Below are 21,457 nucleotides of genomic sequence, written 5' to 3'. Positions count from 1 at the left end.
GGTCCAGCATGTCGCGGGCGAAGCTGGTCTTCATGTCCTGCTACTTCCTGCGCGATCCGGCCTTGACCACGTTCTTCGTGCCCGGTGAAGGCTTCTTCGTCGCCTTCTTGCTCGACTTCTTCGTGGCCTTCTTGGTCGATTTCTTGGTCGACTTCTTAGTGCTCTTCTTCGTCGACTTCTTCGCCCCACCGTTCGCGGCGTCCTTGGCGCGGCGCTCGGAAAGGAGCTCGTTCGCGCGGGCGTCGGTAAGCTGCTCCGGATCGTCACCACGGCGCAGCGAGGCATTCGTCGTGCCGTCAGTGACGTACGGGCCAAAGCGGCCGTCCTTGACCGTCATCGGCTTGCCGGAGACATCGTTGTCACCCAGCTGCTTAATCGGCGGCTGTGCGGCCGCGCGGCCACGGCGCTTCGGCTCCGCATAGATGCGGCGCGCCTCATCCAAGGTGATGGAGAAGATCTGCTCCTCCTTGGCCAAGGAACGGGAATCCTTGCCCTTCTTCAGGTACGGGCCATAGCGCCCATTCTGCGCGGTGATGACCTCTCCATCCGAGGGGTCCACGCCCACCTCACGCGGCAGGCTCAGCAGCTTGAGCGCTTCCTCCAAGGTGACGCTGGACGGCTCCATCGAAGCAAAGAGCGAGGCAGTGCCCGGCTTCAGCTTCTCCTCGACGTACTCGGCGATGCGCTTTTCCTTCTGTTTCGCCGCGGTCTTGGTCTCCCAATTCTTGGCGCGCTTGCCCTCGGCCGCGCGCTGGGCGTCCTCGGCGGCGCGCTCTTCCTTGACGATCTCCTCGGCTTCGGCCTCGGCCTTCTCGCGCTCGTCGTCACGCACCTGCTCGGTCACGTACGGGCCGAAACGACCCTCCTTGGCCACGATGGTGCGTCCGTTCTCTGGGTTCTGGCCCAGCTCGCGCCCACCCTGCGGGGTGGCAAAGAGCTTCTCTGCCAAAGCCTCGTTGAGCTCATCCGGGGTGACCGTCTCCGAGAGGTTGGCGCGCTGGTACTCCACCGTGCCGTCCTCGTTGGTGCCCACGGCGCGTTCGATATACGGACCGTAGCGGCCCACGCGCACGAAGACATCGCGGCCTTCCGCGTCGGTGTACAGGCGCAGGGAGTTGACCTGGCGGGCATCGATGGCCTCCAGGTTGATGTCCACCAAGGACTTCAGGCCGCCGTGGCGAGCAATAGATGCGGCCTTGCGCTCGCCGGCCTCCGTGTTGCCGAAGTAGAAGTTATTCAGCCAATCCGTGCCGTTCTCCGAACCGGCGGCAATAGCATCGAGCTCATCCTCCATGGAGGAGGTGAAGTCATAATCCACCAGCTCAGTGAAGTTATTCTCCAGCAGACCCACCACCGCGAAGGCAACCCACGAGGGCACCAGCGCGTTGCCGCGGGAGAGCACGTAGCCGCGGTCCTGGATGGTCTTGATGATGGAGGCGTACGTCGACGGGCGCCCAATGCCCAAATCTTCCATCTTCTTGACCAAGCTGGCCTCGGTATAGCGCGCCGGCGGGTTGGTGGAGTGGCCGTCGGCAGTAACCGCAGCGGTCTTCAGCGTGTCGCCCTCATTGAGGTGCGGCAGGCGCGACTCTTCCTTCGAGCCCTTCGCCGCGACGTCCTCGTAGGCCTTGAGGAAGCCCGGGAAGGTAATCGTGCGGCCGGTTGCGGAGAAGTCAGCGTCGTGGCCGCCGGCGTTGACAGCTGCGGTCACCTTCATCGAGGTTCCCTTGGCATCTGCCATCTGGCAGGCCACGGTGCGCTTCCAAATCAGCTCATAAAGCTTGTATTCCTCGGCGTCGAGCTGCCCGGCCAGCTGGCCCGGGGTGGCAAAACGCTCGCCGGCGGGACGGATGGCCTCGTGGGCCTCCTGGGAATTCTTCACCTTGCGGTCATACCGGCGCGGTCCATCTGAGACGAACTCCGCGCCGAAGATGGAGGAGGCAGCCTCACGCGCAGCGTCCAGGCCCTGTTTGGACAGGGAGGTCGAGTCGGTACGCATATAGGTGATGTGACCGTTCTCGTAGAGGCGCTGCGCAATGCGCATCGTGCGCTCCGAGGTGTAGTGCAGGCGGCGGCCAGCCTCCTGCTGCAGCGTCGACGTCATAAACGGCGCGGAAGGCTTGCGCGAATAAGGCTTGTGCTCGACACTAGCCACGGTCATGGTGGAGCCCTCCAGCGCGCTGGCCAGCTGCTCCGCCTGGGCCTGCTTGACGACGACCACCTCGTCGCTCTTCAGCTGACCCCTATCGTTGAAGTCGCGGCCCGCGGCCACGCGCTTGCCATCGAGGGCACTCAGGCGCGCATCGAAATCCGGCGTGGATTTCAGCGTTGCCGTGAGATCCCAGTACTCGGCGGGGATGAATGCCATGCGCTCGCGCTCGCGCTCGACGATGACGCGGGTAGCTACCGACTGCACGCGGCCAGCCGATAGGCGCGGCATGACCTTCTTCCACAGCACCGGGGAGACCTCGTAGCCGTAGAGGCGGTCCAGGATGCGGCGGGTTTCCTGGGCGTCGATGAGGTTTTCATCGAGTTCACGGGTGTTTTCCGCGGCCTCCAGGATGGCGGACTTGGTGATCTCGTTGAAGACCATTCGGCGCACCGGCACCTTGGGCTTGAGTACTTCCAGCAGGTGCCAGGCAATGGCCTCGCCCTCGCGGTCGGGGTCTGTTGCGAGGTAGAGCTGGTCGCACTGCTTCAGCTTGGCCTTGAGGTCAGCGACCTTCTTCTTCTTGTCCTGGCTGATGACGTACAGCGGGGTGAAGTTATCCTCCGGGTTAACACCGAGGCGCGCCCAGGATTCCTTCTTATATTTGGCGGGGACGTCGGCGGCGCCGCGGGGAAGGTCCCGGATGTGGCCGACGGAGGCCTCAACAATGTACTTATCGCCGAGGTAAGGCTGAATCTTCTTCGCCTTGGTTGCTGACTCGACGATGACCAGGGTCTTCCCCGGGCCGGTAGCTTCTGCCACTTCGACTTCATCCCTTCCGATGGCTAGTCCTCTGCTGGGCAATTGCCCCTAGAGTACACAGATAGAGGCTTACTCTAGTTATTCAGGCCAGTTCACGTCCACACAACCGGGGGTCTATACTGGCCGTCCGAGGATTCGCCTCACAGCACACAACTGGGAGACAGCGTGATTGCGTCTATTACTGCATGGTTCGAGGTCATCATGGCCACACAGTGGATTTATCCGCTGGTGGGTTCACTGATTTTCCTCGACTGCTTCTTCCCCGTTTTGCCTTCGGAGGTTCCCCTCAACATGGTGGGCGCCTGGTCTGGCTCCCAAGGTTTTCCCCATCTTCCCACCATGTTTTTCGTCGCCATGGTTGCCGCAATTTTGGGGGATAACTTGTGCTTCCTCCTGGGAACGCGGCTCATCGCCCTTATTAATAGAGCCCAAAAGGGAACGAAGGCTTATGACGCCTTAACGTGGGTCAAGCGTAATATTCGGCGCAGCGGCGGCGCGGCCATCATCATCGCGCGCTTCATCCCCTCGGCCCGCCTGTTTATGACGATTCTGCTGGGCTCCATGCGCTATCCCTGGCCGCTGTTTTTCTTCTTCGACACCTTCGGTGTCCTGTTGTGGGTGGCGCAGGCGCTAGCCATTGGCTACCTCGGCGGCGTGGCCTTCTCCGGCTCACCCGCGATAGCCATGCTCATTTCCATCATCGCCGCCATCATCATCGGCTTCGGCCTGCAAAAGGGGCAGAATAAGCTGCTGGAATGGTGGGATACCCGGCGCGGCTACGCCGAGTCCCCCTAAACCACCTCGACGTTGGTGGCCTGCTGGCCTTTAGCGTCTTCCCCAATCTCAAAGGAGACGCGCTGGTTATCTTCGAGGGTGCGGAAGCCGGTTCCTTGGATTTCGGTGTAGTGCACGAAGATGTCGCCGGAGCCGTCCTCCTGCTCAATGAAGCCGTAACCTTTTTCGGCGTTGAAGAACTTGACGGTACCGTATGCCATGATGAGTTGTCCTTTGCGGAAATAAAGTAGTGCAAACTAGTGCACCAGTGTGCCACGTTTGGGCACCTACAGCAGATTAGTGGAGGCAAGCGTGAGTGAGAACCCTCTGGGTGAGGAGCTCGTCGAGCACCTTGTTGAGTGTTTCCCCGAGTCCGAGCTAACGCACTCCACCACCCTGCCTGCCCAACCAGCACGCTATGCCGAGTGGCCCGAGTGGGTCCTGCCGGAGTTGCGGGAGGCGTTGGAGGAACGAGGCGTCGCCAAGCTCTATGCCCACCAGGTCGCCGTGGCACAGGCCGCGTGGGAGGGGCGTGATGTGGTGGTCTCCACCGGCACGAGTTCCGGAAAGTCCCTGGGTTACCGTTTGCCCATTCTGTCCCGTCTGGCGCAGGACCCGACCGCGTGCGCGCTCTACATCACGCCGACGAAGGCGCTGGGTTCGGACCAGCTGCGCGCGGTGCTGGAGTTCACGCAGGGCATCGCTGCGCTTCACGACGTCCACCCCGCCCCCTACGACGGTGATACCCCCACCGAAGCCCGTGCCGGTATCCGCGATCAGGCGCGGTTTATCTTCTCCAACCCAGACATGATTCATTCTTCTCTGCTGGGCGCACACCAGCGGTGGGCGCGGGTGCTGCGGCACTTGAAGTTCATCGTGATTGATGAGGCGCACGCCTACCGCGGGGTTTTCGGGGCGAACGTGGCGCTCGTGGTGCGGCGTTTGCTGCGGCTGTGCGCACACTACGGTTCGCGGCCGGTGGTGATTGCGGCTTCGGCGACCATGCGGGATCCCGCCCGGCATGCCGCACGGCTGACGGGGCGCGAGTTTCTCCCTGTAACCGAGGATGGCGCGCCGACGGGCGCGCGGACGGTCGCGCTGTGGGAACCGGGCTTCATGGAAGGCATCGAAGGGCAGAACGGCGCCCCCGTGCGCCGCGCCGCCACAACGGAGGCGGCCTGGATGATGGCCGCGCTCGTGGCGCAGGGCGCTCGAACGTTGACCTTTGTGCGCTCGCGGCGCGCGGCAGAGACCACCGCGCTGCGGGCAGCAGAAGAGCTCTCCGGGAGGCTGGGCCGGCCGGATTTCGCGCGCCGGATTGCCGCCTACCGCGCGGGGTATTTGGCCGAAGACCGTCGCGCGCTGGAACAGGCGCTGGACGATGGCTCCTTGCTCGGCGTGGCCACCACCTCAGCTTTGGAGCTAGGCATCGACGTCGGCGGCCTCGATGCCGTGGTCACCGCCGGGTTCCCAGGTACCGTCGCTAGTTTTTGGCAGCAGGCCGGACGCGCGGGCCGCCGCGGCCAGGGCTCACTGGTGGTGCTGGTGGCCCGCGATGAACCGATGGACACCTACCTGGTTCACCACCCGGAAGCGCTCTTGGGCCGGCCGGTGGAGGCCAGCGTGTTCAACCCCGCCAACCCCTACATCCTGGGCGGGCACGTGTACTGCGCGGCGGTGGAGAAGCCGCTAAGCGACGCCGACGTGGCCGCCTTCCGCGCCGAATCCGTGGTCCACGACCTAGCCCAGCGGGGCTTGCTGCGCCGACGCCCGCAGGGCTGGTTCGCCGCTCCCCTGCCGGCTGGCTCAAGCGAGCTCACCCCGGAGACCGCGCACACAGCCGTCTCGCTGCGCGGCGGTTCGGGCGAGGAAGTCATGATTGTGGATTCCTCCGATGGCCGCCTGCTGGGCACCATCGATTCAGCCCGCGCGGTAAGCCAGGTGCATCCCGGCGCGGTGTACCTGCACCGTGGCGAGAGCTTCGTCATCGAGGAACTTCACCTCGGCGGAGGCGATGGTTCGGCGTCCGCCGAGCCGGGCGTGGCCCTCGCCGTGCCAAAGGCCCCGGACTACACCACGCAGCCGAAGTCCACGACGGATATCCGCATCCTGAGCGAGGCCGATGACCTGGTGAACTACGCCCCCGGCCTATGGGTGGCCAGCTTGGAGGTTGAGGTGACCGATAAGGTCACCGGCTATCAGGTACGGCTTCCCGATGGCTCCGTGGGCGAGGATATCCCCCTTGACTTGCCGGAGCAGCGCCTGGTGACCCGGGCGGTGGCCTACACCATCGATCCGCTGGCACTCGCAGCGATGGGAGTCACCGCCGGGCGCACCCCGGGCACCCTCCATGCAGCTGAGCACGCCGCCATTGGGTTGCTACCGCTCATTGCCACCTGCGACCGCTGGGACATTGGTGGCGTGTCCACCGCGCAGCACGCCGATACGGGCTTGCCCACGGTCTTCGTCTACGACGGCCACCCCGGCGGCGCCGGCTTCACCGAGGAAGGTTTCCGCCGCTTCCCCGAGTGGATCAAGGCCACCTTTGAGGCCGTGCGCTCCTGCCCCTGCGAGTCCGGCTGCCCGTCGTGCGTGCAATCCCCCAAGTGCGGCAACGGCAACAACCCTTTGGACAAGGCAGGCGCCATAGCTCTCCTCGGTGCGTTGGTCACCATGACCTCTTAGACCGGACCAGCGCGGGCGATGGCGCTGCGCCCGCGCAGCCGGGCAGTAACCTCAACGTCGCGCCCATCGATGTCGCAGGAGCCGAGTTCCGCGCCGTTGAGCGCGGCAATCTCTGTGGCCTTCGTGCAGGCGTCCCTGCCCTTGGCCACCTCCCACGCACCGGCCACGGCGGCGAGGTCCGCCGCCACCTGTGCTTCGTGCCGCGCTACAACGAGTGAAGCAACTGCCGCAACCGCCAGCAACAGAGAAGCCACCGCGGCGATGATCCCGGCGGTGACGACGGTGGCATAGCCCTCCTCCCCCGCCAGGATCCTTCCCCAACTACGCTGACGACGCCTCATGGCTGCGCCCCGTTGTTCCCACCCGCTGCCATCTCCGCGGGAAACACCGCCTGCGCGCGCATAGTCCCCAGCGGTGCCGGCACGGCGGCCTCAGCGGTCATAAGCCCGGAGCCTTCGCTCACGTTCACCGTCACTCCATCGCGCTGAAAGTCCACGCCGATGGCGGCGGAGCGGGCTGCAGCGCCCGCGGCGTCAACGGCAGCGAGGTGGGCCGACAGCGTGGCGATGCCACCCACGATTCCCGCGGCAACGATGACGAGTGCGGACAGCGACAATGCGGCCTCAATGGTGACGGAGCCGGCGTCATCAAGCGCGCGCATTAGCCTGGGGTGTTGGACAGGGCGTCGGTGATGATGGACGTGATAGCGCTGGTAACTTCGCCACCATTGACCACGGCATAGAGCACCGCGGCAAGCGCTGCGGCCGCGAGCGAACCCATGGCATATTCTATCGTGGACATACCATCATCATTCGCTAATAGTAACTGGTAGTTTACTTTTTTCTGCATGATTTACCTAGCTTTCTTTTACTGTGTTTGTGTCGGTTGTGCGTTCTGAAAATGGTTGATTGTTCTGACTTAAAAGAGTTGCTGGCCCAAGCTGATAAGGACAGGTATCAACCCAAGGACCAGGAATGCGGGAAGGAAGCACACTGCCAGCGGTGCTGCGATGAACACACCAGCGCGCTCCGCCCGCGCGGTAGCTTGTGCCGAGGCTTCGGCACGCAGCTGCGCCACCAACCGGTGGCACCCCGTAGCCATGGCCGCGCCCGATTCGCCAGACAGCTGCGTAAGCCGCACCAGTTCTTCCAAATGCGGCTGACTGGCCAGCGCAGACCACGCGGTACTCATGGGAACCCCCACCCCGATGAGAGCGGCCGCCTCCGACCACTGCGGTGAGGCTTCAGCGACGGCTAGCACAGCACTGCGCGTGGAGAGACCGGCCTCTAGGCACGCGGCGAAGAGCTCCAGGTCGCTGGCAGCATCGAGCGGACTATAGTCCACTTCGGGACCATCGCGCGGCGTCTTCGGGCGCGGTGTGCGCGAGCCCGACTGGGCTATTCGTCCAGACGGTGCAGCAGAGGTAACAGCGAGTGCCGCAGCCATGAATGCAGCGGAGATATACGTCAAGACCATCACTGCGCCGCCTTTCGCAGAATGAGGCGCGACCAGGCGAATCCGGCGCAGACGAGGGCCACGCCGACGTCGAGAAGCACGCCCCCAAGGCCACCACCGAGCAAGAACCCCAGGGAATCCGCGCCCATCGCCCCACCCATAAGGATGCCCGCCAGCGGCAGGCACGCCAGGATGACCGCGGTGGCCTGTGGCCCTTGCAAGGAGGCCGCGGTCTCACCGGCATGGCGGCGCGCGGTATCCAGCTGGCTTTGAGCCTGCTCAATGAGGTTCGCCAACGCCACGCCATGGCGCCCCGAGAGCGTCAGCAGCGCTGCATAGCGGGCCACCTCTGGCGCCGTGAGAGCAACCGCAGGCGAACCTCCTTGCGCCGCGAGACCCGCCGCCGTACTCAACGCGGCGCGGAGATTCTCCGGGGTGGAGTCTGGAAGGGCGTCGGCGCCCCGGCGAAGCGCTCCCGCCGTCGTCGATCCCGCCCGCAGCTCGGCGGCAACAGAACCGAAGTAGGAGGCGAGCGCCTCCGAGCCACGGCGCTCACGCCGGGACGCCGCCAGGTCATTGGCAAACCACAGCACACAGGCCACAATGCAGCCCACCGCCACCACGACAGTGGGCCTGCCGAAGAAGACACAGCACCCGACCCCGAGGAAGAGCGCCCCGGGTGCCAGCGAGCGAGGCTTCGGCGATTCCAGCCGCGTCACCGAAGCAGGCTGCGAAATCAAACACGCCGCCGCAAGGAATAGCCACATCATGGTTCCACCCCCAGCCGCGAGCACAGCTGCGAAAACCCGGGAAGCGGGCCGTCTTCGGCCGTCCACACCAGCTGCGGTGTAACCGGGTTTCCCTCCAGCACGCCGAGGTGCGCTAGCCGACGCCCCTCCGGCGTGCGCTCCATCCCGAGGACCACGTGCACGGCGGCCGCCAGCTGCGAATGCAGCGCTACGCGGTCGAGCCCGCCGAGAGCGGCGAGGGCCTCCATGCGGGCGGGCACTTCATCAACAGAGTTTGCGTGCACGGTGCCCGCACCACCATCGTGCCCGGTGTTGAGCGCGGCAAGCAGTTCCACGACCTCCGCGCCGCGGATTTCGCCAACGACGATGCGGTCCGGGCGCATGCGTAGCGCTTGGCGGAGAAGGAGCGACATGGAGATCTCGCCGCGCCCTTCCGCGTTGGCCCGGCGCGATACCAGGGTCACCACGTGCGGGTGATTCGGGGAAAGCTCCGGAGTGTCCTCGATGATGAGCAAGCGCTCGGTGGCGGGCACGCACCCCAGCAAGGCGGCGAGCAACGTCGTCTTGCCGGAGCCCGTCCCTCCCGTAACCAGGAAGGATGCCCGCCGCTCAACCACAGCGCGCAGGACGTGCTCCAGGCTGGAATCAATGCTGCCATTAGCTATCAGTTCCTCCAAGCTGGTTTGCGCTTGGCGCAGCACGCGGAGGCTGATACAGGTTCCACTTGCCGAAGGAGGAGCAAGCAACGCGTGGAGGCGAATTCTCGTGCCATCGGGGCGGGTCAGGCGCCCATCGGCAAAAGGTTGCGCATCATCCAACCGCACGCCCGCCACCGCAGCCAGCCGGGTGGCCAGCTGGCGAACCTCGGCGTCGTCGGCGAAGCCAATATCGCGTGGCTGCAGGCCCTGCCCGCAATCAACGAAACAAGCATCAGGGCCATTGACAACGACATCGGTCAGCCCCGGCAGCGACAGGACCGGCTCCAGCAGTCCCAAGCCCACGGAATCGTGGCGCAGGCGCTGCAAAAGGTCGAGCACGTCGACATCACTGATGACACCGGCTTCCTGGCGAATGCGCCGTGCCAAGGCCGGTGCATCATGGGCCAGCTGTGGCTCGGAGGCCACGATGGTGCGCATCGTATCAATCAGGTTCATGCCACGACCTTCCACATCTGGCGCGCGACACGAGCTAGAGCTCGGGGCAACTGGCGCGGCAGCCCACTAGTTTCCACCGTGCGGGTCAGGCCACGGATCGTCGGCAACTCAGCGATGGGATCCGCGTGAGTCACCGTGGCAATATCGCTGGCATCCAGGCCCGCCCACTGGCGGTTGCGCACGACGACGGAGCACTCCTGCGGCCGGGCACGAAGCTCCGCCACCAGCTGCGCGCAGGCGGCGGCCGCCCGCACCTCTGCGGCAGTCAGCACCACCACGTGATCCGCCGCATCGGGGATATCCCACGGCGGGCAATCCACCACCACTGTTCCTGGATATAAACACGCAGCTTGCATGATGGCCGCGCGCCGGGCAGCACTCATCTGCACCGCCTCTGCGCTGGCGGACCTAGCAGCGGAAAGAACCGCGATGCCATCCGGGGTGGTAGGCAGAGCACGGACGAGGTCTGCTGCATCAACTGAACCGGTCCCCGCGGCAAGATCCGGCCACCGCGCGCCGGGCTTGTTCTCAATTCCGGTGAGCAAATCGAGACCACCGGAATAGGGGCTCGCATCAACGAGGAGATCCGCGCCCGCCTCGCGGGCCAGAGCCACCGCCACGGTCGAGGCACCCAAGCCCCCAGCGGAACCAGTCACCGCCAGTGTTAAACCGGTGGACACGGTGGTCTCCGGAGTGGCGTCTGCTGCCAGTGCGCCCAGGAGCTCTTTCGATTGGGCGGGCACGATAAAGGCGGCCGTCGCGCGGCAGCACAGCGCGGCCTCATAATCGATGGGCCCCGGATCCAAGGCCAGGAAGTACACCCGCGGATGCCCCGCCACGAGACGAGCCGTCAGCGAATCAGCCAAGACGGCGTCTGCCTTGGGCAAGTGCCGGGAGAAGTCCCGCGGGTCCTCCACGGTGCTCACTTCCGCAGTACTGGCGGCTGCTGCGGAGGCTGCCTCTGCTCGCAGCGTGGAATCCCCAACGGCGATAACTAGGTGAAACGTGCTCATGCCTGAAGCATGCGCGAGCGCACCAACCGCGCGCTAGAGCTTCCTAGTCACCTGTGGATAACTTCGCCTTTGTGGCGTCTTCCGCACCCATTTTGCTGACGCTTGAACAAAATTACCGGGGCTCACGTACAAAAACTCACAGGAAACCGTGCTTCCACGATCCTTAGAATCCGCCATTAAGAGTCAAAAGCAAATACCCCCGAGCCACGCTCGAGGGTATCGCAATAAGTGCGGTAAAGAATGGCTTGGTTAGCCATAAAACTCGGGTAGTAAGTCTGAGACTAGGCCCGAGGGGCGCTTGCTTTTAGCCTGCGGCTATGGCGTTCAGCGCCTCACCTAAGAGTATCGTTGGCGCTTCAATTCTGTCAATGACCTCTCATGGCTTGTCTCAATCTTCAAAAGTGGTGTACGGCAGTCACCAAAATGACTCTCGCCTAATGCGGCCGCAATGCCCTTCGAAAGCCGGGCCTTTGGCGAACGATCTTCCAAGAAAGCCTCCAACCCCACGTCTTCGATCTTTTTTCGCGCATGGAAAACCGAACTAGCAAGCAGATCTGCCACCTGTAGTGCCGGACAAGTCCGAGAATCCAGACTAACGGCCGTTGCAAACCGCTTATTTCCAAATCGATTGTTGAGAGAGTTCACTAGAGTGTCTCCGTAGGAAACCCCTACTGGGACATCAATGTGGTCGAGCATCACCACCCCAATTCACGGCGAGTAACCAGACCCCGAAGCAGCCGATCTGTCGCGAACAAATGCCCCTGCCACTGTTCTCGACTACTCCACGGATCGAAATGCCTCTTGTCCAAAACAAAAGCTCCGAACGTGCACCCCGAGCTTATCGCTGTTCGAAAAACATCAAGCAAAATCGGCTCAGAGTGCTTAGTAACTTTCGAGAACTTAATCTCGTCAGCCTTTGTGAAGTTATTCCGCTCACGACATGCCTTAATCTCCCGCGAAAGGAAATCAGGATCCTTCGTGCGCACAGCCGCAACAACGAAATGCTTACCTAACGTGCCTTTACTTCCGGCTTCATCTACAAAGTAGACGGCACTTTCTGCAGCAAGCGGCAAACTCACCTGAGGAGGACCTGCTCCCTTTTGGTGAGAAAATGAATTTGCTCGATAGCTTGTCACAGCTGAGAGTATATCGCCGTGCTAGGACATCAAATATGTCTCAGCTCAATGGCCACAGGCGAGCCCGGTTTTTGAAAAAGGTGATGGCCCGCGCCTCGGGGGGGGTGTGCGCGGGCCATCGGTAACCCGGCATCGGGGGGTGCGCCGGGGCAGGCCGCACTGTATATCGGGGCCTTGCACAAGACATTATGACACGCAAAGGAAGAGATGACAACAGCGAAATCCAACATTCCTGAAGATTTCTGGCAATGTGTTTGCGCACTCCCTATTCTTCCTGCTAAAGGGCTACGATGAGCAGGGTAACTCGCACACAAACGGCAGGCCCTCGATGACCGGTACTCCTTTCCCCACTGACGACGCCACCCGCGCAGCCGCGTTTTTCGACTTGGACAAGACAATCATTGCCACGTCCTCGGCCTATGCCTTCGGCCGCGAATTCATGCACAACGGTCTCATCACCCATGCCGAGGCACTCCAGCTGTCCTTAGCCAAAGCCAGCTATATGCTCGCCGGCCACAGCAGCGAGCATATGGACACCACCCGCGATCAGCTCGCCGCCATGGCCGCCGGCTGGTCCGTCCAGGAGGTCCACGACATCGCGGTGGAGACCATGCACACAGTGGTCACCCCCGCCATTTACGCGGAGGCACGCGCGCTTATCGACGCCCACCGCGCCGCCGGCCACGAGGTGGTGATCATCTCGGCGTCGGCAAGCGTGCTGGTCGAACCCATCGCGCAGGAACTAGGCATCGAGCACGTCGTGGCCACCGAGCTCGCCGAGGAAGACGGCCGGTTCACCGGGGAGATCCTGTTTTATTGCAAAGGTGCCGCAAAAGCTGAGGCACTGGCGCGCATTGCCCAGGAGCTCAACGTCGACCCCGACGCATCCTTTGCCTACTCCGATTCCGCCACAGACATCCCGATGCTGGAACAAGTAGGCCACCCCGTTGCGGTGAACCCGGACCGCCTATTGAAGAAGCACGCCATCGCCCACGACTGGGAAATCCGCACGTTCAAACACCCCGTTCCGCTCTTTACCGCACCCAGCGCACGCGAATTCGGTATCGGCTCGGCGGTCGTGGCCGGCATCGCAGCCTTAGTGGTCGGCGGAATTTTATTTGCACGCCAGCAGCTGCGCGATTAAGCCGCTTGCGCGATGCCGTCGGCTTCGCGGGCGCCGGCTTCCCAGGCGTCGAAAAGCAGCGTGATAAGTGCGGCCGGATCCTTGTCGTAGGTGTCCAGTGCCGCGCGGTAGTCCGCGCGATGACGGTTGAGGTAGGTCTCGGGCACGGCGAATCCCCGCGGATCGAAGCCCGTATGGATAGCAGCAGTGCGGGCGGCAACGAGCGCCACGGCGGTGCTGCGCGCGCCGAACAGCGAGCGCGCAGCAATCTCCGCCTGCAGCACCACCGGCAACAAGCGGTCGAAATCTACGCCGGCCCCGCGTGTGATGAGCTGTGCCAGCGCCTGTGCCACCGCTGGGTTCTGATCGGGATGACCCACACCGCCCGCCGCAACATCGATGCTGGCCAAGACCTGCAGCGGGGCCCGCGCGAAGGTGCGCACCGTGGCGGCCTGTTTTTCGGGAGCAAGGAGGGAATAAGCGCTAACTGCGGGCGGGATACCGTCAGCCTCAAGTGGCGCGCCGTCGATCGCCGCGGCCGCCCGCGCACCGCGCAACAGCGACTCGGAAGAAATAACGTCAAACTTGCGCAAGCCCGCGGGCCGGCGGTGCACACGCGCTATCGCTGCGACGGCAGAAGCAGCTTTATCCTCCACCCCAGAAAGGGACATCAGCGGGGTCAGCGGGTCAGAATGCGGCATACCCATTACAATAACGCCGTACCCACTTTGCGGGCCGCACCACATGAACTCTGGAAAGTTCATTACTATGGCCGATATAGATTGCGACAAAACAGTAGGAGTATTAAACCGTGAGCAACGACGGACTATTCACTGACGGGTCCAACAAGTTCGCCCCGAAGGTAGACGGCATTCCCTTGAGCGATGCGGATACCTCCCGCCGTGGCGAGGCATCCATCGGCCAGCTCGTGTCCAACGCCACCGAGCAGATGTCCCAGCTGGTTCGCTCCGAGGTCGAGTTGGCCAAGACCGAGCTCGCTGCTTCTGCCAAGAAGGGCGGCATCGGCGCGGGCATGTTCGGTGTGGCTGGCACCGTGGCGCTGTATAGCTCCTTCTTCTTTTTCTTCTTCTTGGCGGAGCTGCTGGCCGTGTGGCTCGACCGCTGGGCGGCCTTCCTGATTGTCTTCCTCATTATGGTCGTCTTGGCCGCCGTCGTGGCCTTTATCGGTTTCAAGCAGGTCAAGCAGGTCAAGGCCCCGGAAAAGACCATCGAGTCAACGAAGGAACTCAAGAAGCTGGTTCCGGGTAAGGCTGAAAAGTCCATCGAGCGTGGTCTCTACACCTAAACCATCAGGTTCCGTTTAACTCTCCCGCCCCGAGCACATGCGTTCGGGGCGGATTTCGTCTGTGCACCCTTCCCATGAAAGGCCCGCCCATGAATCCCCTACCGCCCTCCGTAGTGGAGCTTGACGGCCCCTTTGAGCACGAGTTCCTGCACACGCGCGGCATCCGCCTGCACGCCGCTACCGCTGGCAACCCGGATGACCCGCTGGTGCTGCTGCTCCATGGTTCTTTCGGCGGGTGGTTCGACTTCCGGAATGTCATTGCCCCGCTTGCCGCCGCAGGCTTCCACGTCGCCGCCCTCGACATGCGCGGTTTTGGCATGTCCGATAAACCACCGCTCGAACCCGGCCAGGATATCCGCGTGGCGGTTGGCGATGTCAGCGGTGCCATCCGCGCACTGGGCCACGACGATGCCTACCTGGTCGGCGCGGATACCGGCGGTGCGGTGGCATGGGCGCTGGCCACCGAGCGGCCCGAACGGGTACGCGGACTGATCTCCGTATCGGCAGCGCACCCTGCAGATTTACGCCGCGCCGTCGCCGCACGCCCCTGGGACTTTGGGTGGGTTCTCCTGCGCGCGGCATTGTGCCGCCTGGGAAAGACTGGCGCCCCGAGCCTCCTACTGAGAGAGTCCACGTACCTCCGGGAGATGGATCTCGACGCCCTCGGCTCCTTCAGCGGCGCCGAGCGGGAGGAGGCCCTGCGACTGCGCGTGGCTTCCTCGCGCATCGGAAACGTCCGCCGCGGAATCATCTGGAATCACCGACTGCGTACCGCCGTGGTTCCGCTGAGTTGGCTCGAACTCACAGTTTCTTGCCCCACCCTGTTTATCCACGCAGATCAGATGCTCTGGCGGCCAGTTGCGCGGCGGGCGGCGCGGCGCTGCCGTGGGGGTTTCACCGCCACCACTATCCCCGGGTCCAAGAACCTGCCCTATCTTGAGAACCCGCATGGTTTTACTCAGACCATTATCCAATGGTTGCGAGATAGGTAACATTCACCGCCCTCCGTGCCCCACCCCTCTCAGGGGGATGGGGATTTTTTAATTCGTTGACAAAACCGCAGGTTAAGAAAGAATACCTACCGCCCTATAGCTTTTATCACAGGACATATTTTTCAATTCCTTGTATATGAGACGAGCCACGCGGTAGCTTCATATAAAACCAACATCACAGGTTTTCTACATCTTTCGCACCACGGAGGTCTAAGACCCACATGACGCTCAAGAAGACACTTGCTGCTCTCTCTGTCGCTACCCTGCCGCTCACCCTCGCGGCTTGTGGTGGCGACAACTCCGGTTCAGACTCTGCTTCCGGCTCCGGCGATGGCATCGTCACCGTCAACGGCTCCGAGCCGCAGAACCCGCTCATCCCGGCCAACACCAACGAGGTCGGCGGCGGACGCATTGTCGATTCCATCTACGCAGGCCTGGTCTACTACGACGGCGATGGCGAAGCCCAGAACGAGCTGGCTGAATCCATCGAGCCGAATGACGACAACACTGAGTTCACCGTCAAGCTCAAGGAATCCACGTTCTCCGACGGCTCCCCGGTCACCGCCAATAACTTCGTGGACGCCTGGAACTACGCCGTGGCCAACGACCAGCTCAACGCCTCCTTCTTTGCCAACATCAAGGGCTTCGAGGAAGGCGTCGAGAAGATGGAGGGCCTCAAGGTCGTCGACGACCACACCTTCACCATCGCCCTGAACAGCCCGGAGCAGGACTTCCCGGCACAGTTGGGCTACCCCGCGTTCTACCCGCTGCACGAGTCGGCCCTGGAAGACATGGATGCCTTCGGCCAGAACCCGATTGGCAACGGCCCGTACAAGCTGACCGAGTGGAACCACAACCAGGACGCCACCGTCGTTCCGAATGAGGAGTACAAGGGTGGCCAGACCCCGCAGAATGACGGCATCAAGTTCGTCTTCTACGCCTCCCAGGACGCCGCTTACGCCGATCTGCTCTCGGGCAACCTCGACGTTCTCGACGCCGTTCCGGACTCCGCTTTCGACGTCTACGAGGCCGACCTCGGCGACCGTGCAGTGAACCAGCCGACTGCCATCTTCCAGTCCTTCACCTTGGGCGAGAACCTCGAGCACTACTCCGGCGAGGAAGGCGTGCTGCGTCGCCAAGCCATCTCCTATGCCATCAACCGCGAGGAGATCACGGACACCATCTTCAAGGGCACCCGCACCCCGGCCAAGGACTTCACCTCCCCGGTAATGCCGGGCTACTCCGAGGACATCAAGGGCAACGAGGTCCTGAAGTATGACCCGGAGAAGGCCAAGAAGCTGTGGGCCGAGGCTGACAAGATCAACAAGTGGGATAACCCGACCCTGGAGATTGCCTACAACTCCGACGGCGGCCACAAGAGCTGGGTGGACGCGACCACCAACTCCATCAAGAACACCCTCGGCATCGAGGCAGTCGGCGCTCCGTACCCGGACTTCAAGTCCCTGCGCGATGAGGTGACCAACCGCACCATCAAGTCCGCCTTCCGCACCGGCTGGCAGGCAGACTACCCGAGCCAAGCCAACTTCCTTACCCCGCTGTACAAGACCGACGGCTCTTCTAACGACGGCGACTACAGCAACCCGGAGTTTGACAAGCTTCTCGACGAAGCCCTGGCCTCCTCCTCCGAGGACGAGGCCAACAAGAAGTACACCGAGGCCCAGGAAGTCCTGTTCAAGGATCTGCCGGCCATCCCGCTGTGGTACTCCAACGCCACCGGCGGCTACTCCGAGAACGTCGACAACGTCGTGTTCTCCTGGAAGTCCCAGCCGGTGTACTACAACATCACCAAGAAGTAACGCCACTTCCGCTACTTCCCACGACCCCCGCAGCCACCGTGGAGCGGGGGTCGCCCCACGTTTTCACTCATAAGTGTGATTCGAAACGCGCTATAGATTTCTCGCAGACTTGGATCACACACTAAAATCCTTATGAGCTACGTAGGCGCCGGCTAAGAAGGCGTCGACAAGCACCTGCCCACAACGAGTAAAGGACCACACTATGCTGCGCTATATCGGGCGCCGAGTGCTCCAGATGATCCCGGTGTTCTTCGGAGCCACCCTGCTCATCTATGCGCTCGTCTTCTTGATGCCCGGCGACCCCGTCGAAGCCCTTGGCGGTGACCGCGGCCTTACCGAGGCTGCCCGCGCCCGCATCGAGGCGGAATACAACCTAGACAAGCCGTTCATCATTCAGTATCTGCTCTACATCAAGGGCATCTTCATGCTGGACTTCGGCACGACCTTCTCCGGCGTACCCGTAACCCAAGTGATGGCCAACGCCTTCCCGGTCACGGTGAAGCTCACCGTCATGGCCATCATCTTCGAATCCGTCTTCGGCATCCTCTTCGGCGTCCTCGCCGGCATGCGCCGCGGTGGCTTCTTCGATTCCACCGTGTTGGTCATCTCCCTGCTCGTCATCGCAGTGCCGTCCTTCGTCATCGGCTTCGTCTTCCAGTACCTCGTGGGCATCAAGTGGGGTGTCCTGCCGGTCACCGTCGGCGCGAACGCCACCGTGAAGTCCCTCCTCATGCCGGCCATGGTGCTCGGCGCGCTCTCCCTGGCCTACGTCATTCGCCTCACCCGCCAGTCCGTGGCTGAGAACCTGCGCGCCGACTACGTGCGCACCGCACGCGCGAAGGGCCTGTCCAACGGCGCGGTGACCCTCCGCCACGTGCTGCGTAACTCGCTGATTCCCGTGGCCACCTTCATCGGTGCCGACATCGGCGCGCTCATGACCGGTGCCATCGTGACCGAAGGCATCTTCGGCATCAACGGCGTCGGCGGCACGATGTACCAGGCCATCCTGCGCGGTGAGCCAACCACGATTGTCTCCTTCACCACGGTGCTGGTGATCATCTACATCATCGCCAACCTGCTCGTTGACCTCCTGTACGCCGTACTTGATCCGAGGATCCGCTATGCCTAATTTCGAGAAAAACACCCCCTACCCGGGCCAAGAGCACTTCGTCTCGGAAACCGATGAAACGGGCCTCGGCGCCGTCGACGCCGTCAAGGACGAGTCCGCCCCGTCCTCCCAGTGGGGCGAGGCCTGGCGCTACCTGCGCCGCCGCCCGCTGTTCTGGATCGCGGCCGTGATGATCCTCGTGGCCATCCTCCTCGCCATCGCACCAGGTCTTTTCACGAGCACCGACCCGCGCCTGTGCGAGCTGTCCAAGTCCCTCGACCCCGCCGAGCCGGGCCACCCCTTCGGCTTCAACCGCCAGGGCTGCGATATTTACGCCCGCGTGATTTACGGTGCGCGCGCGTCGGTTGCCGTCGGCGTCCTGACCACCATCCTCGTCGTGGTGCTGGGCTCCTTGATCGGCGCCATCGCCGGCTTCTTCGGCGGCTGGATTGACTCCGTCCTTTCCCGCATCACCGACATCTTCTTCGCCATCCCGCTGGTGCTCGCCGCCATCGTGGTCATGCAGATGTTCAAGGAGCACCGCACCATCGTCACGGTGGTCTTGGTGCTCGGTCTCTTCGGCTGGGTCTCCATCGCCCGCATCACGCGCGGCGCGGTGGTCTCCATCAAGAACGAGGAGTTCGTCCAATCCGCCCGCTCCATCGGCGCGTCGAACTGGCGCATCCTGTTCAGCCACATCCTGCCGAACGCGGCCGCGCCCATCATCTCCTATGCCACCGTGGCGCTGGGCACCTACATCGTCGCCGAAGCCACCTTGTCCTTCCTGGGCATTGGCTTGCCGTCGACGTTCGTGTCCTGGGGCGGCGATATCTCTGACGCGCAGGCTTCACTACGCGTTGCTCCGGCAGTCCTGTTCTACCCGGCGGGTGCTTTGGGCCTGACCGTGTTGAGCTTCATCATGATGGGTGACGTCGTCCGCGATGCACTCGATCCGAAGGCGAGGAAGCGCTAATGACTAACTCTCCACTTCTTGAAATGAAGGACGTCCACATCTCCTTCACCACCTCCACCGGTGTGGTTGAGGCGGTGCGTGGCGTCAACATGTCCATCTACCCGGGCCAGTCCGTGGCGATTGTGGGCGAGTCCGGCTCCGGTAAGTCCACCACGGCGATGTCTATCCTGGGCCTGCTGCCGGGCACCGGCAAGGTCACCGGCGGCCAGATCCTCTTCGAAGGCGAGGACATCACCCACTACGACAACAAGCAATTCGAGTCGCTGCGCGGTGACAAGATTGGCCTGGTCCCGCAGGATCCGATGTCCAACCTCAACCCGGTGTGGCGCATCGGCACCCAGGTCGAGGAGTCTCTCAAGGCCAACCACGTGGTGGAGGGCTCCGAGCGCCACCAGCGCGTCGTGGAGCTTCTAGAGGAAGCCGGGCTTCCCGACGCCGAACGCCGCGCCAAGCAGTACCCCCACGAGTTCTCCGGCGGTATGCGCCAGCGCGCGCTCATCGCGATCGGCCTGGCTGCACGCCCGAAGCTGCTGATTGCCGACGAGCCCACCTCCGCCCTCGACGTGACGGTGCAAAAGACCATCTTGGATCACCTGGAGCACCTCACCGAGGAGCTGGGGAACGCGGTGCTTTTCATTACCCACGACCTTGGCCTAGCCGCCGAGCGCGCGGAGCACCTCGTCGTCATGCACCGCGGCCGCATCGTGGAATCGGGCCCCTCGCGCGAGATTCTGCGCTCCCCGCAGCACCCCTACACGCGCCGGCTTGTCGACGCCGCCCCCTCTCTCGCTTCCTCCCGCATCCGCGCGGCTAAGGAAGCCGGCGTCGAAGCCAAGGAACTCAAGTCGGGCGAGGCCATCGGCGCCACCGCTGCAGATTCATCTTCCGCAGCTCAGGCCCCGGTCATCTCGGTGCGCAACCTCACCAAGGAATTCGATATCCGTGGCCAGCGCGGCGGAAAGAAGCTGTTGAAGGCCGTCGACGATGTGTCCTTCGATATCCGCCGCGGCACCACCCTGGCCTTGGTGGGCGAGTCCGGCTCCGGCAAGTCCACGGTGGCCAACATGGTGCTGGGCCTTTTGGAGCCGACCTCCGGCACCATCGAGTTCGAAGGCCGCGATACCTCGACGCTGTCGAAGAAGGAGCTGTTTAAACTCCGCCGCAAGATGCAGGTGGTTTTCCAGAACCCCTACGGTTCGCTGGACCCGATGTACTCGATTTATAAGTGCATCGAGGAACCCATGGCGCTGCACAAGGTGGGCTCGCGCAAGGAGCGTGAGGCCCGTGTGGCCGAGCTTCTCGACATGGTCTCCATGCCCCGTTCCGCCATGCGCCGCTACCCCAACGAGCTCTCCGGCGGCCAGCGCCAGCGTATCGCCATTGCTCGTGCGCTGGCGCTGCGCCCGGAGGTCATCGTCCTCGATGAGGCTGTCTCCGCCCTGGACGTGTTGGTGCAGAACCAGATCATCCAGCTGCTCGCGGAGCTGCAGTCGGAGCTCAGCCTGTCCTACCTCTTCATTACCCATGACCTCGCGGTGGTCCGCCAGACTGCCGACGACGTCGTGGTGATGAAGAAGGGCCAGGCCGTCGAGCAGGGCACCGCCGACGATATCTTCGACAACGCCCAGCAGGAATACACCCGCAACCTCATCAACTCGGTTCCGGGTATGCACCTAGAAATCGGCACCGGCCACTAACCCACAACGCCGCCTAACCCGTCAGCCTTCATCCGGCTGGCGGGTTTCGCCTTTTAAGGGGGCTCGGGCGGATTCTAGTGGTCGTGGAAACACGGTTTTAGATTTCGGTGGCATAGCCTAGCAGCATAGCCTAGCAGTTCGGCCATTTTTTCGGCTGGTTTGGCAAAGCCTAGGGTTGCGCGTGGTCTGTCGTTGAGTTGCATGGCAACGAACTCGAGGACCTGACCCCTGTTTGGTAGACACCTGATATCCAGCCCAGTTGGGTTGGGAAGAAAGGTAATCTACCACCATGCCTAGGTACTCCGAACAGTTCAAACGTGATGCTGTGGCCCTCTACGAAAACAATGAGGACCTCTCACTTCACGCGGCTTCAGCAGAGCTTGGAGTCAATCGTTCCTCACTTTATTCCTGGCTTAAGCAGTACGGCACCGGCAAACGTGCCCGCACGAAGACCCTGCGTGACAAGGCCCAGGCGACGACTGATTCTGAACGGATCCGCCAGCT

At 63.0% G+C, this 21,457-nt stretch carries 21 protein-coding genes; 10 read left to right on the top strand and 11 right to left on the bottom strand.

The window, feature by feature from the left end:
* Positions 1 to 40: 40 nt before the first annotated feature.
* Positions 41 to 2,971 (bottom strand): type I DNA topoisomerase, encoded by a 2,931-nt coding sequence (gene topA, locus HMPREF2760_RS03065; RefSeq protein WP_070596596.1) that lies wholly within the window; start codon positions 2,969 to 2,971, stop codon positions 41 to 43.
* 201 nt (positions 2,972 to 3,172) lie between these two features.
* Between topA and HMPREF2760_RS03060 the strand changes: the two genes are divergently transcribed.
* Positions 3,173 to 3,766: a DedA family protein gene (locus tag HMPREF2760_RS03060; RefSeq protein WP_154736787.1), complete on the top strand. Its 594-nt coding sequence runs from the start codon at positions 3,173 to 3,175 to the stop codon at positions 3,764 to 3,766.
* On the opposite strand, the gene HMPREF2760_RS03055 is transcribed toward HMPREF2760_RS03060, so the two are convergent.
* Positions 3,763 to 3,966 carry a cold-shock protein gene (locus tag HMPREF2760_RS03055; RefSeq protein ID WP_010189920.1) on the bottom strand — a complete coding sequence of 68 codons (204 nt, stop codon included), beginning with the start codon at positions 3,964 to 3,966 and terminating at the stop codon, positions 3,763 to 3,765. The two genes, HMPREF2760_RS03060 and HMPREF2760_RS03055, sit on opposite strands and share 4 nt — an antisense overlap.
* Positions 3,967 to 4,057: 91 nt before the next feature.
* Here HMPREF2760_RS03055 and HMPREF2760_RS03050 point away from each other — a divergent pair, with 91 nt between their 5' ends.
* Positions 4,058 to 6,430 (top strand): DEAD/DEAH box helicase, encoded by a 2,373-nt coding sequence (locus tag HMPREF2760_RS03050; protein ID WP_070562505.1) that lies wholly within the window; start codon positions 4,058 to 4,060, stop codon positions 6,428 to 6,430.
* Here HMPREF2760_RS03050 and HMPREF2760_RS03045 read toward each other — a convergent pair.
* The 8 genes from HMPREF2760_RS03045 to HMPREF2760_RS12485 all read right to left on the bottom strand — a co-directional run bounded on the left by HMPREF2760_RS03045 (position 6,427) and on the right by HMPREF2760_RS12485 (position 11,937).
* Complete coding sequence (locus HMPREF2760_RS03045) at positions 6,427 to 6,771, bottom strand: Rv3654c family TadE-like protein (RefSeq protein ID WP_070524110.1); 345 nt, start codon at positions 6,769 to 6,771, stop codon at positions 6,427 to 6,429. The genes HMPREF2760_RS03050 and HMPREF2760_RS03045 overlap by 4 nt on opposite strands.
* On the bottom strand, positions 6,768 to 7,091 hold the full coding sequence (locus HMPREF2760_RS03040; protein WP_070524107.1) for a hypothetical protein: 324 nt from the start codon (positions 7,089 to 7,091) through the stop codon (positions 6,768 to 6,770). The genes HMPREF2760_RS03045 and HMPREF2760_RS03040 overlap by 4 nt, the downstream gene beginning before the upstream one ends.
* The gene (locus HMPREF2760_RS03035; protein WP_070524105.1) at positions 7,091 to 7,279 is read right to left on the bottom strand and encodes a DUF4244 domain-containing protein; all 189 of its coding nucleotides are present in this window, start codon (positions 7,277 to 7,279) and stop codon (positions 7,091 to 7,093) included. The genes HMPREF2760_RS03040 and HMPREF2760_RS03035 overlap by 1 nt, the downstream gene beginning before the upstream one ends.
* A gap of 69 nt (positions 7,280 to 7,348) precedes the next feature.
* Positions 7,349 to 7,906, bottom strand: a complete 558-nt coding sequence (locus HMPREF2760_RS03030) for a type II secretion system F family protein (RefSeq protein ID WP_070524103.1) — start codon at positions 7,904 to 7,906, stop codon at positions 7,349 to 7,351.
* Positions 7,906 to 8,655, bottom strand: coding sequence for a type II secretion system F family protein (locus tag HMPREF2760_RS03025; protein ID WP_070524101.1), 750 nt, complete (start codon positions 8,653 to 8,655; stop codon positions 7,906 to 7,908). Before HMPREF2760_RS03025 ends, HMPREF2760_RS03030 begins: the two co-directional genes overlap by 1 nt.
* Positions 8,652 to 9,788: a TadA family conjugal transfer-associated ATPase gene (locus HMPREF2760_RS03020; RefSeq protein ID WP_070524098.1), complete on the bottom strand. Its 1,137-nt coding sequence runs from the start codon at positions 9,786 to 9,788 to the stop codon at positions 8,652 to 8,654. The genes HMPREF2760_RS03025 and HMPREF2760_RS03020 overlap by 4 nt, the downstream gene beginning before the upstream one ends.
* The gene (gene ssd, locus HMPREF2760_RS03015) at positions 9,785 to 10,801 is read right to left on the bottom strand and encodes a septum site-determining protein Ssd (RefSeq protein WP_070524096.1); all 1,017 of its coding nucleotides are present in this window, start codon (positions 10,799 to 10,801) and stop codon (positions 9,785 to 9,787) included. Before ssd ends, HMPREF2760_RS03020 begins: the two co-directional genes overlap by 4 nt.
* Before the next feature lie 695 nt (positions 10,802 to 11,496).
* On the bottom strand, positions 11,497 to 11,937 hold the full coding sequence (locus tag HMPREF2760_RS12485) for a hypothetical protein (RefSeq protein ID WP_148138838.1): 441 nt from the start codon (positions 11,935 to 11,937) through the stop codon (positions 11,497 to 11,499).
* Positions 11,938 to 12,265: 328 nt separating this feature from the next.
* Here HMPREF2760_RS12485 and HMPREF2760_RS03010 point away from each other — a divergent pair, with 328 nt between their 5' ends.
* On the top strand, positions 12,266 to 13,081 hold the full coding sequence (locus HMPREF2760_RS03010; RefSeq protein WP_070596599.1) for an HAD family hydrolase: 816 nt from the start codon (positions 12,266 to 12,268) through the stop codon (positions 13,079 to 13,081).
* Here the strand turns inward: HMPREF2760_RS03010 and HMPREF2760_RS03005 are convergent.
* Complete coding sequence (locus HMPREF2760_RS03005) at positions 13,078 to 13,767, bottom strand: oxidoreductase (protein ID WP_070596595.1); 690 nt, start codon at positions 13,765 to 13,767, stop codon at positions 13,078 to 13,080. The genes HMPREF2760_RS03010 and HMPREF2760_RS03005 overlap by 4 nt on opposite strands.
* A gap of 104 nt (positions 13,768 to 13,871) precedes the next feature.
* Between HMPREF2760_RS03005 and HMPREF2760_RS03000 the strand changes: the two genes are divergently transcribed.
* The 7 genes from HMPREF2760_RS03000 to HMPREF2760_RS02970 all read left to right on the top strand — a co-directional run.
* Positions 13,872 to 14,366: a phage holin family protein gene (locus HMPREF2760_RS03000; protein ID WP_070527749.1), complete on the top strand. Its 495-nt coding sequence runs from the start codon at positions 13,872 to 13,874 to the stop codon at positions 14,364 to 14,366.
* 89 nt (positions 14,367 to 14,455) lie between these two features.
* On the top strand, positions 14,456 to 15,358 hold the full coding sequence (locus tag HMPREF2760_RS02995) for an alpha/beta fold hydrolase (RefSeq protein ID WP_070596594.1): 903 nt from the start codon (positions 14,456 to 14,458) through the stop codon (positions 15,356 to 15,358).
* 221 nt (positions 15,359 to 15,579) lie between these two features.
* Positions 15,580 to 17,175 carry a peptide ABC transporter substrate-binding protein gene (locus HMPREF2760_RS02990; RefSeq protein ID WP_070596593.1) on the top strand — a complete coding sequence of 532 codons (1,596 nt, stop codon included), beginning with the start codon at positions 15,580 to 15,582 and terminating at the stop codon, positions 17,173 to 17,175.
* A 202-nt stretch (positions 17,176 to 17,377) separates the two neighbouring features.
* Entirely contained in the window at positions 17,378 to 18,304 is a 927-nt protein-coding gene (locus HMPREF2760_RS02985; protein ID WP_070524085.1) for an ABC transporter permease, read from the top strand.
* The gene (locus HMPREF2760_RS02980; RefSeq protein ID WP_070596592.1) at positions 18,297 to 19,256 is read left to right on the top strand and encodes an ABC transporter permease; all 960 of its coding nucleotides are present in this window, start codon (positions 18,297 to 18,299) and stop codon (positions 19,254 to 19,256) included. The genes HMPREF2760_RS02985 and HMPREF2760_RS02980 overlap by 8 nt, the downstream gene beginning before the upstream one ends.
* Positions 19,256 to 20,953 carry an ABC transporter ATP-binding protein gene (locus tag HMPREF2760_RS02975; RefSeq protein ID WP_070596591.1) on the top strand — a complete coding sequence of 566 codons (1,698 nt, stop codon included), beginning with the start codon at positions 19,256 to 19,258 and terminating at the stop codon, positions 20,951 to 20,953. The genes HMPREF2760_RS02980 and HMPREF2760_RS02975 overlap by 1 nt, the downstream gene beginning before the upstream one ends.
* A 289-nt stretch (positions 20,954 to 21,242) precedes the next feature.
* Positions 21,243 to 21,457, top strand: a 215-nt coding sequence (locus HMPREF2760_RS02970; protein ID WP_070596598.1) for an IS3 family transposase, incomplete at its 3' end; no start/stop codon positions are given.

Origin of the sequence: Corynebacterium sp. HMSC065D07, assembly GCF_001810695.1 — a bacterium.
Classification (GTDB): Bacteria; Actinomycetota; Actinomycetes; order Mycobacteriales; family Mycobacteriaceae; genus Corynebacterium; species Corynebacterium hesseae.
This window is presented reverse-complemented; position numbering and strand designations above follow the sequence as displayed.